We start from the raw sequence: 14,151 nt of genomic DNA on the forward strand, positions 1-14,151 counted from the left end.
TCCAGCGCCCACTGACCTCCAGCACCGACTGACTGACCCGAGACCTGCCCCAGCAAAACAACGGTTGCTCGACAAACCACTGGACGACAACCCGCGGTAAATCGAGCAACCGTTGTTTTGCGAAGGGGGGCGGTCGCCCTGCGCCGGTGACGGAGGGGTCAGGCGGGGGTGGGGGTGCGGTAGCCGGTGGGCTCGCCTGAGCCGAGGTCGACGATCGCGGCGACCGGGCCACCGCCGTCAGGCCCTTGGTGCGCCGCCGACACCGACACGAACACGGCCGGGTCGCCGGTCACCGCGGCCGTCACGCCACCGACCGCGGCCTTGATCTGCCGGTGCCAGTGCACGTCGGAGTCGTCGAGCATCGCGTTGCGGCGACCCCGGACCTGCCCGTCCTGGCTGACCTCGCACTTGAGGAACACGTTGACCAGCCGGCCGCCGAGGTCGGAGGAGTGCGGCCGCTCGGGCAGCTCGAGCCCGGCGTCCCTGATCGCCGACCACACGCCGTCGGCGTCGAGCGCGTCGCGCATGACGGAGTGGCCGATGCGGTACCGCCCGCCGACCCCTCGGGCGTTGCCCACCACGACGACCTGCGCGCGGTCGAGCTCGACACCCGACGAGCACGACGCCACCGACGAGTAGAGCGACCGGTCGCGCAGCACGTCCTCGTCGCTCGGCATCTCGATCTCGCCCAGCGCGACCGCGATCCCCAGCGCCGTCCCGCCGTTCGACACGTCCATCGACGCGAGGGTGTCCTCGGTGAAGACGTCGTGCCCGCGGCTCTTGGCGTCGCGGATCGTGTCGATGGTCAGCAGCGGCGTCTTGGTCTGCACGTAGTGCACGTCGGCGGTGTCGGTGATCCCCGCCCGCTCCATCGCGACCTTCACCGCGTCGGCAACCTTGGTCACCATCGCGGTCCGCCCGATGTCCTCCGGCAGCAGCACCTCGCTCATCGCGAACCCGACGGTCAGCCGCGGCTCCTCGCTCGGCTCGGCCTGGTCGGCAGGCACCGTCGCGAAGATCGTCGCGTGCGGGCTGATCACCCCGTCGGTGCCGCCGGACCACACGATCGGCACCTCCTTGACGCGCTCGGCGTCTGCCCCTTTGGCCACCAGTGCCTCGCGGAACGCCCGGTCGGCCAGGATGCGCGTGTAGTCGTTGACGCCGCCGTTGCCCTCCGTCTTGCCGATGATGGCGATGACCCGGTCGGCCTCGAGCACGCCGTCGTCGATGAGCTTCGTCAGCTCGGACGCGTCGGAGACGCTGTGGATCGGGACCTTGCGCACCTCGATGGGCTCCGGCATGGGGTGTCACCTTCCGTCTCGTGGGGATTGCCTTGCAGCAGTGGGATTTCCGGTATGCCGGGTGCTCGCCCTCGGCGCGACACCTGCCGGGGTCGAGCCGCTCACGGTGGCGCCCACCGCGCCGGGGTCGAGCCGGTCACCGTGGTGCCGACCGAGCCGGGGTCGGACACGGCCTCGGCGATCCGCTCGAGCGACGTGATCACCGAGGTGCCCCCGGCGCGCGCGAACCGCAGCGCCGCCTCGACCTTCGGCCCCATCGACCCCGACGCGAACTCGCCGCTCGCGGCATACCCCTCGAGCTCGGCGACCGAGACCACGCCGAGCGGCCGCTCGTCGGAGCTGCCGTAGCCGACGAGGGCGTGGTCGACGTCGGTCGCGATGACGAGCACGTCGCACGCGACCGACCGGGCGAGCAGGGCGGCCGTGAGGTCCTTGTCGATGACGGCCTCGACGCCGTGCACCGAGCCGTCGGGTGCCCGCACCACGGGGATGCCGCCACCGCCGGCCGCGACCACGACGTACCCGTCGACGAGCAGGGTCAGCAGGGCGGGGGTCTCGAGTACCTCGACCGGCTCGGGGGAGGCGACGACGCGCCGCCAGCCCCTCGAACCGCGGTCCTCCCAGGTCTGGCCGTGGTCGATGAGCACCTGCGCCTGCTCGCGCGGCAGGTACCGCCCGATCGGCTTCGTGGGCCGCCGGAAGCCGGGGTCGTCCGCGTCGACCAGCGTGCGGCTGACGAGGGCCGCGACCCGGCGCTGCACGCCGTGCCGGGCGAGGGCGGCCTCGAGCGTGTCGAGGACGGTGAAGCCGATGGTCCCCTGCGTCTGGGCCCCACACCAGTCCAGCGGCACCGGTGGCACGACCGTGGCGGCGAGTTCGTTCTTGACCAGCAGGTTGCCCACCTGGGGGCCGTTGCCGTGGGTGAGGACGACCTCGTGCCCGGCCGCGACCACCTCGGCCACGTGCTCCATGGCCCCGGCGATGGCATGTCGCTGGGCCTGCGGGGTCGCGCTGCCGTCGGGGCCGGTCATGGCGTTGCCGCCCAGCGCGATGAGTACGCGCATGCCACCTCCCCGCCGTCGGCCGACCTGTGCGGCGAGCCTAGGCAGCGGCGGCGCGACCTGACGTCGTCAGGACCTGCCCAACGGCGGGGCGGTCGTTGGCAGATGTGGGCGGCCGAGACGGGTCGCTCAGGCCAGCTCGCGAGCCCTTCGGGCACCGGCGCGCAGGTCGTGCCAGAAGACCCAGGTCGCCAGCGCCAGGCCTGCGCCGACAGCAGTCCAGACGCCAACTTCCACGCCGGTCGTCGACCCGGTGAGTCGCCACACCACCCACGGCGCAGCGCCGAGGAGCACCGCCACCGCGGGGACGGTCAGGGCGAGGCGGAGCTTCTCGTCCCGGCGCCAGAGCGGCGACAGCCCGGTGAGGACCACGGCCGGGATCCAGAGCCAGGGAGAGCCCAGAAGCGTCAGGACCAGGAGCTCGACCGGGTGCAGGATGAGGGCCGCGGTGTCCGGCTCTGGTGCCTCGGCCGCCATGGCGGGCAGCGACGCGCCGACGAACAACGTCCAGACGAGGCACAACCCTTGGAGCACGCCCACCACGACCGGCACCCAGGTCCCCGAGAGCGCGGGTCGCCGCGGCGGCACGAGTCCGGGCGCAGCAGCGGGAGGGGTGAGGACCACCGGACCCGGCCGGCCGGCATACGCCTCGTCGGCGATGGCCTGCGGCGGACCCAGCTCGGCCAGCGCCGCCCGCACGTCGTCGTCCGTGGCGCCGGGGCCGGTAACCGCGTCGAGGTGCTCGCGCACCCCGGCGAGCACCTCGGCCCGCTCGCCGGCGTCGATGCCGTGGAGCAGCAGCTCGAGGTCACGCAGGTAGGCGGCGGCGAGCGGGTGGGTCGTGTCAGCGGTCATGCGGTCCCCCGGAGAGTGTCGTGTCGACGGCGTCGCGGAACGGCTTCCACGTGCGCCGGAAGGAGGCGAGCGACTCGCGCCCCTCGGCCGTCAGGGCGTAGTAGCGGCGCGGCGGCCCCTCGCTCGACTCCTGCCAGCTGGTCTCGACGAGGCCCGCCTTGCGCAGCCGCGCGAGCAGCGGGTAGAGCGTCCCCTCGCTCGCCAGCAGGACGCCCCCGGCGGTCAGCCGGCGCGCCAGGTCGAGGCCGTAGAGCTCGCGCCCCTCGAGCAGGGCGAGCACGCAGTACTCCAACGCACCACGACGCAGCTGCGTCAGGATGGTGTCGTCGCCGGGTACCATGCGACGCAAGATACCCGCTCCGTCGCCACCCCGGCAAGGGCATTGCCCCCGCCGGCACCCGCCGGGCTCAGCCCGGCGTCACCGGGCTCGACCCGCCCTCGACGGGCTCAGCTCGCGGGCACCGGGCCGAGCGCGACGAGCAGGTCACCGACCGCGCGCGGGTCGTCGAGCGCGTCGCCGAACAGCTCGCGCAGCTGCCCCACGCGGTAGCGCACCGTCTGCGGGTGCACGAACAGCGCCTCCGCCACCGGGTCCCGCCGCCCGCGCAGCAGCAGCCACAGCCGCAGCGTCTCCTCGAGCTTCTCGCGCGCGGCCGGGGTGAGGTCGTCCAGCGGCGCGAGCGCCTTGGCGCGCAGGTCGGCCCGGGCCTGCGGGTCGGCCGCCAGCACGATCTCGGCCAGGTGCGCGTCGGTGTCGTATACCGTGTGCTCGCTCCCGCGGGCCACGCGCCCCCGCAGCGCGCGGCCGTGCGACGCGGCGGCCTCGCGCCACGGGACCGTCGGTCCCACCACGGCGTCATGGCCCCCGAGCCCGCGCACCAACCGGCGCCGGGTGGTCGGCGTGAGGCCCGGGACCACGAGGGCGACGACGTCCTCCGAGGGATCGACGCCCGGCACGTCCTCGGCGAGCACCAGCGTGCGGCCGTCCACGAGCGAGCGCACGTGGTGGGTCTCCGTGTCGGGGACGAGCAGCACGGTGACGGTCCGCGGCAGGTCCCACCCGGCGCGCTCGGCGCGGCGCGTGACCACCTCCTCGGTGGTGCCGCGGAGCAGGTCGAGCGCGAGCCGCTCGAGCGTGCGCTGCTGGAGCCGCTCGGCCGACGCGAGCTGGTCGGCGTGGCCGCTGACGCTCGCGGCCGACAGCTCGTCGATGTACGCGAACACGAGCTCGGCGAACCGGGCCAGCGCTTCGGCGCTCATCCCCGCCCGCACCGCCTCCTCGCTGAGGCCGCGCCACGAGACCCGGGCCCCGATCCGGTACGCCGACAGCAGCGCGTCCATGCTCCGGCCGCTGCGCGCCTCGCCCCGGCCGAGGTCGTACGACGCCACGAGGGCCGGCCCGAGCGGGGTGCTCGGGTCGGAGGAGCGGGCCGCGATCGACAGGAACGTGCCCAGGGCCACCTGCACGGCGGCCTCGATGTTGCCGACCAGGTACTCCCGGGCGCTGGCGTAGCTCGGGACCTCCTCGATGATGGCCTCGACGGCGTGGGTGGCCACGCCGGGCAGGGCGCCCTTGAGGCGCGCGAGGATGTCCGGTGGCAGGGTCAGGCCGGCAGCCCGCTCGGTGGTCGACCCCGTACCGGCAGGCAGGGGCGGCACTGCTGGGGCGGGCGGGTCCAGCGGGGGAGGTGCTCCTGGGGCGGGCGGGTCAAGCGGGGGAGGTGTGGGCATTTTTGTCCTTTGCGAACAACAATCTGCGCAGAACTCACGCGGTGCGGTCAGGAAACTAGCCTACCCGGGCAGCCATCATGGAACCATGACCGCAGTTCTCCCACTTCGCACCGCGTCGACGGCGCCCACGAGGCGTCCCCTGCGCACTGCCCTGTGGCGGGTCGCCGAGGCCGTCGTGCACCCCCTGCTCCCCTCCGACTACCTCGACCTCGTCGCGCCCCTGCGCGCGGGTGCCGACCTGCGCGCCCGGGTCGTCTCGGTCACCCCCGAGACCCGCGACGCCGCCACGGTCGTCCTGCGCCCCGGCCGCGCCTGGCGCGGGCACGTCCCCGGCCAGTACATCCGGATCGGCGTCGACGTCGACGGCGTCCGCAACTGGCGCGCGTACTCGCTCACCAGTCCGGTCGACACCCACGACGGTCTGTTGTCCATCACCGTCAAGGCGATCCCCGACGGCAAGGTCAGCAACCACGTCGTCCGCGCCCTCCAGCCCGGCACCCTCGTGCACCTCGACCAGGCGACCGGTGACTTCACCCTCGGCCCGCAGGCGCCGGCCCGGGCCCTGTTCGTCACCGCAGGCTCCGGCATCACCCCCGTGATGGGCATGCTGCGCAACCACCTGCACGAGCTGCAGGACGTCGTGCTCGTCCACTCCGCCCCCACCCGCGACGACGTCGTCTTCGGCGCCGAGCTGCGCGGCTGGGCCGCCGAGGGCCGCCTGACGCTCGTCGAGCGGCACACCGAGACCGACGGCATCCTCACCCCGGCCGACCTCGACGAGGTCGTGCCCGACTGGCGCTGCCGCGAGGCGTGGGCCTGCGGGCCCACCGGCCTGCTCGACGCCTTCGAGGAGGCGTATGCCGAGGCCGGCCTCGCCGAGCGCCTGCACACCGAGCGCTTCCGCCCGGTCGTCATCGCCGAGGGCGAGGGCGGCACCGTGACCTTTGGCCGGCAGGGGACCGTGGTGGAGGCCGACGGCGCCACCCCGATCCTGGACGCGGGCGAGGAGGCCGGCGTGCTCATGCCCTCCGGGTGCCGCATGGGCATCTGCTTCGGCTGCGTCGTGCCGCTGAAGCAGGGCGCGGTGCGCGACCTGCGCAACGGCGAGCTGACCATCGCCAGCGAGGGCGACGGCGTCCGCATCCAGACCTGCATCTCCGCCGCCGCCGGCGAGTGCGAGATCGACCTCTGACCACCGGGCCGGCAAGGACGCCGCGCCCCACCGACCTCGGCGTCGCGACAGCGACCCACCCGACCCAGCTCTGAGACCCCCCACAGAACGGGAGCAGCCCCACTCATGACCGCCACCGCCCGCAAGACCACCACCGACGACTTCGACCTGAGCATCGACGGCGCGGCCGCCGGCACGCCCCGCGCGCCGCGGAGCACGACCTCGGTCAACAGCCGCCTGTCGACCGTGACCACCGAGCGCCGGCACGTGTCCAAGCCGTCGGGCAAGCCCGACCCGGCCGGCCACCTGACCGCCGAGGAGATCGAGGCGCTCGGCGCCGAGCTCGACGCCCTGCGCCAGGAGGTCCTCGACTCGCGCGGTGCGAGCGACGCGGCATACATCCGCAAGGTCCTGAAGTGGCAGCGCGGCCTGGAGATGGGCTCGCGCGCGGTGCTGCTGTTCTCGCTCTTCCCGCCGGCGTGGTTCGTCGGGACGGCCGGCCTCTCGGTCGCCAAGATCCTCGAGAACATGGAGCTCGGGCACAACATCATGCACGGGCAGTGGGACTGGATGCGCGACCCGCGGATCCACAGCCAGGAGTGGGAGTGGGACAACGCGTCCCCGTCGGAGTTCTGGAAGCACTCGCACAACGAGCTGCACCACACGTTCACCAACGTGATCGGGCGCGACAACGACCTCGGCTACGGCATCATGCGCGTCGACGAGGACCAGCGCTGGACCCCGTCGTACCTCGGCCAGCCGGTCTACAACTTCGTCAACATGCTCTTCTTCGAGTACGGCATCGCGGCCTACGACCTCGAGGTCGGCGCCTACGTCAAGGGCCGTGGCAAGGACAAGGAGACGTTCCGCCGCGACGCCGGCAAGGTGCTGCGCAAGATCGGCCGCCAGGCGCGCAAGGACTACCTGCTGCACCCGCTGCTGTCCGGGCCGTCGTTCTTCCACACCATGGGCGCGAACTTCGTCGCCAACACGGTGCGCAACGTGTGGACCCACTCGGTCATCATGTGCGGGCACTTCCCCGAGGGCGTCGAGACGTTCGCCAAGTCCTCCATCGAGGGCGAGACGCGCGGCGAGTGGTACCTGCGGCAGATGGTCGGCTCGGCCAACATCAGCGGCAGCAAGGCCATGCACCTCATGACCGGCAACCTGTCGCACCAGATCGAGCACCACCTGTTCCCGGACCTGCCGAGCAACCGGTACGGCGAGATCGCCCCGCGCATCCAGGAGATCTGCCAGCGCTACGGCCTGTCCTACACGACCGGCCCGCTGCCCAAGCAGGTCGCCTCGGCGTGGAAGCAGGTCGTCACCCTCGCGCTGCCCAACCCGCAGCCGGGCCGCACCCGCGTCGGCATCGCCGCCGAGGCCGTCGGCAAGCGGATGCGTCGCAAGCTGCGCGGGAGCGGCAAGGCCCGCACGGCCTGACGCAGCGCGCTCTGTGCGTTCGAGGTGTTCGCCTACCGGGAAGCGGTAGGCGAACACCTCGAACCATGGGCAGGGGGACCAGTCAGCCTGGATCGCAGTCGGCGCCGCGCGGCGTGCAGACGCGCAGGTCGACCTGCACCACCATGCGGTGCCGGATGCCGGCGGACCGGTAGACGACCTCGTAGCCGCGGTAGTGCCAGGTCCCCGGCTGGGCGACCCTGAGCCGGACCAGCACCTCTGCCGTGCCGGCGTGGCCCAGCGTCCGCGGCGGGTCGATGGCGTATCCCCTGGCGGCCCTGCGGGTGTCGGGTCCGACGGTGTCGTAGCCGGGGCCGTCCGCCATGCCCACCATCGTCGGCCGGATCGGTGCGAGCTCGACCGCGGTGACGGGTGCGCCGGCGGCAGCGTCGCCGACGGGCAGCGGGCGGATGCTCTCGATGCGCGCGGCGAACCAGCCGTCGTTGACGAGCACCGTGGCGCCCTCGGTGACCTCGTCGCCGACGTCGCGCGAGATGCCGGCGCCGTAGCCCGGCGGTGGCCCGAGCGGCCCGTCGCCGGTGCCCCAGCCGGTGGCCGCCATGACGAACCCGACGACCACGAGCGCGGCCAGCGCCGCGGCGACCCGCGGCCCCCACCGCCGTCGCGGGCGAGGCGTCGCGGCCGCCTCCACCGTGGTGCTTCCCCCTACCCCCATGACGGGAGTGTGCCGCCTCAGTCCACCTCGTCGAGCCACTTCCGGACCGACTCGTCGTGCTGGCCCAGCGTCGGTGGGGCGAGGTGCTCGGCCCGCCCCCCGGCATACCCGTTGTCGTCGAAGCGGATCGGCGGCCCGGGGAGCTCGACCGTCCCGAGGGTGGGGTGGTCGACCTCGATGACCAGGCCCTGCGAGCGGGTCTGGTCCCAGTCGTAGACGCGGTCGATGGTACGGACCTCCCCGGCGGGGATGCCGAGCTCGGCAAGGCGGGGGAGCAGCTCGGACAGCGGGTGGTCGGCGAAGGCGGCGTTGAGGGTGGCGGTGACGCGGTCGCGGTTGACGGTGCGCTCGCGGTTGGTGGCCATGCCGGGTGCGGCGGGGTCGATGCCGAAGGCGTTGGCCAGTCGCACCCACAGGGACTCGCTGCCGCAGGCGACCTGGATGTCGCCGTCCTGGCAGTGGAACAGGCCGTAGGGGGAGAGGCTGGGGTGGTGGTTGCCCTGGGCGCGTCCGACGTGGCCGGCGACGGTGTAGGCGGTGCCCTGGAAGGCGTGCGCGCCGACGATGGCGGCGAGCAGGCTCGTCCGCACGACGCGGCCGTGGCCGGTGCGGGACCGCTCGTGGAGGGCGGCGACGACGCCGTACGCGCCATACATGCCGGCGAGCAGGTCGCCGATCGGCACGCCGACGCGCTGCGGGGTGTCGGGGTCGGGGCCGGTGACGGACATCAGGCCCGCCTCGCCCTGGGCGATCTGGTCGTAGCCGGGTCGGCCGCCCTGGGGTCCGTCGTGGCCGAACCCGCTGATGGACAGGACGACGAGGCGGGGGTTGAGCTCGTGCAGCCGCTCGACGGGGAAGCCGAGCCGGTCCAGGACGCCGGGGCGGAAGTTCTCGACGAGGACGTCGGCGTTCCGGACGAGGCGGGTGAGCAGGGCGCGGCCCTCGTCGGACTTCAGGTCGAGGGTGATCGACTCCTTGTTGCGGTTCGCGCTGAGGTAGTAGGTCGAGACCGGGTCGTCCTCGGGTCCGACGAACGGCGGACCCCACCCGCGGGTGTCGTCGCCGGTGCCGGGCGACTCGACCTTGATGACGCGGGCTCCCATGTCTCCCAGCATCATCGCGGCGTGCGGCCCCGCGAGGGCGCGGGACAGGTCGACGACGGTGATGTCCTCCAGCGGTGCGCTCACGGGCTCATCCTGTCAGCGCGGCCGCTCCCCCGGGGAGGGATCGGGGCCGGCACGGGCGTGTCCGGGTCGTGACGTGGAAGGGGTGTCGCATTCGCTGCGGACGGCGGAGCATGAGGGTGGGTCCGCGGCGGCCGGCCGGGCCCGCGAGCGCCGAAGGGGGATGCCATGGCCCTGCGACTCGGCCGCTCGCGTCGGGCCCTGCTCGTGCTGGTCGCGGTCGCGGTGCTCGCGGCGGGGATCACGGCCTGGGTCTCGTGGGCGCACCGGACCGGGCCTGTCGCGGCAACGGCGGTGGACGCGACCGGCGCGCCCGACGCCGACCTGGCCACCTGCGCCCACCGGGTCAACGACACCCCGCAGAAGCTCGTCGACTGCGTCACCCGGGCCAGTCTGTGGGCGCACATGGTCCGGTTCCAGCAGATCGCCGACGCCCACCCCGGTGCCGACGGCCACCCGTCGCGCAGCACCGGTGAGCCCGGGTACAAGGCGTCGGTCGACTACGTCGCCGACGTGATGCGGGCCGCCGGGTACGACGTGCGGCTGCAGGAGTACACGTTCCACTACTTCAGCTGGGTGGGGACGCCGGTGCTGCGCAGGGTGTCGCCGAGCCCGCACGCGTTCCGTCTCGGTGCGGACTTCAACCCCGGGACCGTGGCGGGGACGGTGACGGCCAGGGTCCAGCCGGCCGGGGGCATGGTCGTGCCGCCGACGGCCACCCCGAGCTCGGCCAGCGGGTGCCGCCCCTCGGACTTCAGCCGCTTCGTCCGGGGCAGCATCGCGCTGATCCAGCGGGGGACCTGCGACTTCACCCTCAAGGTCGCGAACGCCACAGCGGCCGGCGCGTCGGCAGCCGTGATCTTCAACGAGGGCAACCGCGGACGCACCGGCCTCTTCGCCGGGACCCCGTCCGACGCCGAGCGCATCCCGGTGCTCTTCACCTCGTATGCCGTGGGCGAGCAGCTCCTGGCGCAGTACGTCCCGGGCGCGGCTCCCGTCCTGACCGTCGAGGTGAAGACCGTCGACGACCCGAAGCGGACGGACTGGAACGTCATCGCCGACTCCAGGGGCGGGGACCCGGACAATGTCCTCGTCGTGGACGCCCACCTCGACGCCATCTACGGCGCGGGCATGCTCGACAACGCGTCAGGCTCGGCTGCCATCCTCCAGATCGCGCAGCAGCTGGCGAACACGCCGACCCGCAACCGGCTGCGCTTCGTCTGGTTCGGGGGAGAGGAGCTCGGGCTGCTCGGGTCGGACCACTACGTCAACAGCCTGTCGCCCCAGGAGCTCGCGAAGGTCAAGTACGACCTGGACGCCGACGTCCTGGCCACCCCGAACTACGTGGCCGGGGTGATCGACCCCAGGGACGGGGTCGGGCTCTTCCGACGCCAGCCGGAAACCCCGGTGCCGCCGAGCATCCTGGGGCCGTCCGGCGTCGCGCGGGACCACGCGATCAGCTACCTGGAGTCGACCCGGAAGAACCACCTGCTGTTCTCGGCCGACGGCACGGACGCCGTCATGTTCCAGCTCGCGGGAATCCCGGCCAGTGGGGTCCTCACGGGGCAGGACTGCTGCAAGCTCGCGTCCGACGTCGCACTGTTCGGCGGCCATGAGGGCAACTACGAGGGCGCCGTGCCCGGGGTGGACGGGGGTTGCGTGGACAACCCGTTCCGCTGGTGCGACAACCTCGCCGACAACGACCCCGAGGTGCTGACGTTCATGGCGAAGACCTTCGCCGACATGGTCGGCCAGATGGCGTGGGACAAGCAGGCGTTCGCCTCGCCGTCGGGGAGCCGCGGCGACGCCCTCCCGCACTCGACCCAGCAGCCGGTGGGCAGGCTCCGGGGAGCGACGGACAGCTGACGGTGCCACGCCTTTCGGGCCGGAATCGAGGAGGACGACGATGAAGCTCTACATCTGCTGGGGGACCGGCGGTAGCGACCACCACGACTGCCACAAGGCGCACCAGGCGCTCGTCGACGCCGGCCACCACCCCGAGGTGGTCAAGGCGCGAGGCCAGGAGCACCTGCCGTCGTTCCTGCAGTTCCGGGTGAGGCGGGAGGTCCACGCCCTCACCGGCTCCTACTTCGTTCCCGTGCTCGTCCTCGACGACGGCACGGCGATCAACAAGCCCGACGACATCGTCGCCTGGGCCCGGACCCACCCTGCCCAGTCCGGCCGGTGAGCCCGTCCCACTTCGCCGCTTCGGCGCTTCGGGCGGGGGTTACCGTCGTCGCATCGGGATCCCGCGACACATCAGCCCGCACTCATTGCGGCATGCCGCGATCACAAACGTCCTTGACGCCGGCGTCCCGCTGCGCGATGCACAGATCTTGGCCCGTCATGCCGACCCCAGGACGAACGAGCACTACGACCGGGCTCGCGGCAACCTCGACCGCCACGGCGGCCATGTCCTCACCGCATACGTCGCCGGCGTGTGAGCGCCCCCTGCTCAGTCCACCATTTCGTAGTACATCGTAGGACCATGACCTACACTGTTGGAGTGGGTGAAGAGCTCTGGTGGGACGCCGACTCCATCGCCTATATCCGCTCTCGCGGCCAGCGATACGCCGACGGGGTCGGAATCGAAAGAGAATGGACTGAGGAGGTCATGTCGGACGTTGACCTCTTGGCGCTGGAACCGGACCCGAAATCCCGGATCGGAGCATCCCGGTTCATCGGCCACTCCCAATCTGCAGGGCGGGTGCTGGTCGTGATCGCCTACCGCGACCTCGACGGTGACCTGCACGGCATCAACGCATGGCCGGCCACGGGGGCAGACCTAAGGCTCTATAGGCAAGGAGACGACGATGGCAAAGACGATTGATCCAGCACTGGCTGGACGGCTCCGGCGCGAATCCGAACAAACCAAGGACGACGCCTACCCCGCGGACTCTGCGGGTAGGCGGCCAAACCGCCAGAAGGTGTACTCAGTCCGACTCAGCGCCGAGGAAGAAGCCGAGGTTCAAAGAGTCGCAGCTGCCAAGCACCTGCCTGCATCAACACTGGTCCGGTCGTGGATCCTGGAACGACTCGACCGAGAACACTCCGCCTGACCTGCACCACTCCACCGCGCGGAGCCGTCTAGCCATCCGTGGTGGCGGACTGGACCACGGCAAGAAGCTCCCGGTCGGGACTGACATGTCGCCGGTACAGCGGGCCGCATGGAACCCTCGACAGCCGCAAAGACAACTCGAGCAGGTCTAGGTCCTCCTGGTCCGCACGGTAGGCACGTGCCAGGTGCGTGAACTCATTCATCGACCCGATCACGCTCCTGCTCTGGGTGACACCCACGCGATAGTCGACCATTTCGCTGCACTCCATCGCGATCACGGTCTCATCGACACGGTGTCGGCGAAGGACGGCAGCCAGCGAGGTCGGGAAGCGTTCCAGCAGTGTCGACGCCGGCGCCATCGGCACGATCACCGGCAGCAACGTGGTCTCGCTCACCAGCAGCGCGATCTGACGTGGGCGCCAGGGCAGCACGGTGGCGTACCAATCGCCCAGCATGGTTGTGGACCTTCCCGCCTCGCCTGCCACTGGTCCAGAGACACGCATCAAGAACTTGCGGGTGCCCCGGACGATGACCACGCGAGCCATCATCCACGGCTTTGCCGACGGGGGCACAAGCGCGTCTATCCGCCGCCTGCCAGCGCACCCGCCGCAGCCAAAGTGGCGGCAAACCTGCAAGCGTTCTGGGTGTCATGGGTGGACGGGTCACCGCCGCCGCCCCCACAAAAGGTGTGAAAACGCGTGCCAGAGTGCTCGGGCGTGCACCTCGCGAGCGCACTGTCGTGGTCGATGAGGTGCGCGTGCCAACGGCGTCCTGTCCATCGGGTGATCTACGTTGAGCGGCATGACGACTCCGAACCGCCAATCGTGGCCGCCGCGCACTCTTGCGATCGGCGTTCTCGTGCTGGTGCTTGCGGTCGCCGTGGGGGGCTATGCCGGTCTGCGAGCGCCGTGGGGCACCAAGCATCCGCAGGTGAAGCAAGGCATCGCTGTGCGAGCCAACAGCGAGAACGATCTCGTGATGTTCGACGCTGAGGACGGCACCCAGCTCACGCTCCACGCCGACAACCTGTGGTGGGAGACGGACAGCGCCGAAGGGGACGGCGATCCGCCGTGCCTCAAGGAACCCGGCAACAAGACCCCCGTCGAGGTGGGCTTCCTGTGGGTTGCCGGGGCCAACGGGGGTGCACGGCCCGTGCCACTGCGGGTCAAGTGCCTCTAGGCCATGCCCGCGAGCTTCGGTTCGATGGCTCCGGGTCGCATAGCGCGCCAGCGGTCCCAGCGCCGCAAGCAGGCGCCTGGTCCTGACGGCCATGCGCCGGGCTTCTGTTCAACTGCAGATGTGCTTGAAGTCCGTCGCGCCGGGCCGCAGCCTGAGCTCCTCCTGATGCCCCTTGGGGTCAGTGAAGATGACGAGGTCGCCGCGACGGCTGAGGCGGCCCGTCTCGTACGGGTTGTCCCATCCACGGGGGGATTGCCACTTCCGTCGTCGAGTGGACCACCCACGCGTTCGTAGAAGTGGTCACCGAGCCGGAGCTCGTCGATGCCGCAGTGCGTGTACAGCGAGAAGGGGCCGCCCGAGTCGGCCGGTCGAGTGACGACCTGGCTCGCGTCCGTATCGGCGTGGTTCACCTGGCCGCCGCTACAGGCGGTCAACGCGACCAACAACGCTGAGATGGTCGAGCCTCGTGCTGCG

15 protein-coding genes are annotated in these 14,151 nt (G+C 71.7%); 7 read left to right on the plus strand and 8 right to left on the minus strand.

Annotated features, from left to right (window positions below):
* Positions 1 to 158: 158 nt before the first annotated feature.
* The 5 genes from bar to ACYVDO_RS00235 form a co-directional block, all read right to left on the minus strand.
* Positions 159 to 1,301, minus strand: coding sequence for a barbiturase (gene bar, locus ACYVDO_RS00215; RefSeq protein ID WP_460931829.1), 1,143 nt, complete (start codon positions 1,299 to 1,301; stop codon positions 159 to 161).
* A 101-nt stretch (positions 1,302 to 1,402) separates the two neighbouring features.
* Complete coding sequence (locus tag ACYVDO_RS00220; RefSeq protein WP_460931831.1) at positions 1,403 to 2,365, minus strand: carbamate kinase; 963 nt, start codon at positions 2,363 to 2,365, stop codon at positions 1,403 to 1,405.
* 126 nt (positions 2,366 to 2,491) lie between these two features.
* Positions 2,492 to 3,217 (minus strand): HAAS signaling domain-containing protein, encoded by a 726-nt coding sequence (locus ACYVDO_RS00225; RefSeq protein WP_460931833.1) that lies wholly within the window; start codon positions 3,215 to 3,217, stop codon positions 2,492 to 2,494.
* Entirely contained in the window at positions 3,207 to 3,557 is a 351-nt protein-coding gene (locus ACYVDO_RS00230; protein ID WP_460931835.1) for a PadR family transcriptional regulator, read from the minus strand. Before ACYVDO_RS00230 ends, ACYVDO_RS00225 begins: the two co-directional genes overlap by 11 nt.
* A 107-nt stretch (positions 3,558 to 3,664) precedes the next feature.
* A complete protein-coding gene (locus ACYVDO_RS00235; RefSeq protein WP_460931837.1) occupies positions 3,665 to 4,876 on the minus strand; it encodes a PucR family transcriptional regulator in 1,212 nt (403 codons plus the stop codon).
* Between the two features lie 157 nt (positions 4,877 to 5,033).
* Between ACYVDO_RS00235 and ACYVDO_RS00240 the strand changes: the two genes are divergently transcribed.
* Together ACYVDO_RS00240 and ACYVDO_RS00245 are read left to right on the plus strand one after the other, a co-directional pair.
* Positions 5,034 to 6,140 (plus strand): ferredoxin reductase, encoded by a 1,107-nt coding sequence (locus tag ACYVDO_RS00240; protein WP_460931839.1) that lies wholly within the window; start codon positions 5,034 to 5,036, stop codon positions 6,138 to 6,140.
* Between the two features lie 105 nt (positions 6,141 to 6,245).
* Entirely contained in the window at positions 6,246 to 7,562 is a 1,317-nt protein-coding gene (locus ACYVDO_RS00245; RefSeq protein WP_460931841.1) for a fatty acid desaturase family protein, read from the plus strand.
* An 82-nt stretch (positions 7,563 to 7,644) separates the two neighbouring features.
* On the opposite strand, the gene ACYVDO_RS00250 is transcribed toward ACYVDO_RS00245, so the two are convergent.
* Positions 7,645 to 8,256 (minus strand): hypothetical protein, encoded by a 612-nt coding sequence (locus ACYVDO_RS00250; RefSeq protein ID WP_460931842.1) that lies wholly within the window; start codon positions 8,254 to 8,256, stop codon positions 7,645 to 7,647.
* 17 nt (positions 8,257 to 8,273) lie between these two features.
* Complete coding sequence (locus ACYVDO_RS00255) at positions 8,274 to 9,443, minus strand: CaiB/BaiF CoA transferase family protein (RefSeq protein WP_460931844.1); 1,170 nt, start codon at positions 9,441 to 9,443, stop codon at positions 8,274 to 8,276.
* Between the two features lie 165 nt (positions 9,444 to 9,608).
* On the opposite strand from ACYVDO_RS00255, the gene ACYVDO_RS00260 reads away from it, so the two are divergent.
* The 4 genes from ACYVDO_RS00260 to ACYVDO_RS00275 all read left to right on the plus strand — a co-directional run bounded on the left by ACYVDO_RS00260 (position 9,609) and on the right by ACYVDO_RS00275 (position 12,270).
* Positions 9,609 to 11,306 (plus strand): M28 family peptidase, encoded by a 1,698-nt coding sequence (locus ACYVDO_RS00260; protein WP_460931846.1) that lies wholly within the window; start codon positions 9,609 to 9,611, stop codon positions 11,304 to 11,306.
* Positions 11,307 to 11,346: 40 nt separating this feature from the next.
* On the plus strand, positions 11,347 to 11,628 hold the full coding sequence (locus tag ACYVDO_RS00265) for a hypothetical protein (protein WP_460931848.1): 282 nt from the start codon (positions 11,347 to 11,349) through the stop codon (positions 11,626 to 11,628).
* A 52-nt stretch (positions 11,629 to 11,680) separates the two neighbouring features.
* The gene (locus ACYVDO_RS00270) at positions 11,681 to 11,884 is read left to right on the plus strand and encodes a tyrosine-type recombinase/integrase (RefSeq protein ID WP_460932660.1); all 204 of its coding nucleotides are present in this window, start codon (positions 11,681 to 11,683) and stop codon (positions 11,882 to 11,884) included.
* Positions 11,885 to 11,946: 62 nt separating this feature from the next.
* Entirely contained in the window at positions 11,947 to 12,270 is a 324-nt protein-coding gene (locus ACYVDO_RS00275) for a hypothetical protein (protein WP_460931850.1), read from the plus strand.
* Positions 12,271 to 12,527: 257 nt separating this feature from the next.
* Here ACYVDO_RS00275 and ACYVDO_RS00280 read toward each other — a convergent pair whose 3' ends face one another.
* Positions 12,528 to 13,034 (minus strand): DUF6933 domain-containing protein, encoded by a 507-nt coding sequence (locus ACYVDO_RS00280; protein WP_460931852.1) that lies wholly within the window; start codon positions 13,032 to 13,034, stop codon positions 12,528 to 12,530.
* A 265-nt stretch (positions 13,035 to 13,299) separates the two neighbouring features.
* On the opposite strand from ACYVDO_RS00280, the gene ACYVDO_RS00285 reads away from it, so the two are divergent.
* Positions 13,300 to 13,677 carry a hypothetical protein gene (locus ACYVDO_RS00285; protein WP_460931854.1) on the plus strand — a complete coding sequence of 126 codons (378 nt, stop codon included), beginning with the start codon at positions 13,300 to 13,302 and terminating at the stop codon, positions 13,675 to 13,677.
* Positions 13,678 to 14,151 lie beyond the last annotated feature (474 nt).

The sequence above is a fragment of the Phycicoccus ginsengisoli genome, assembly GCF_054779295.1.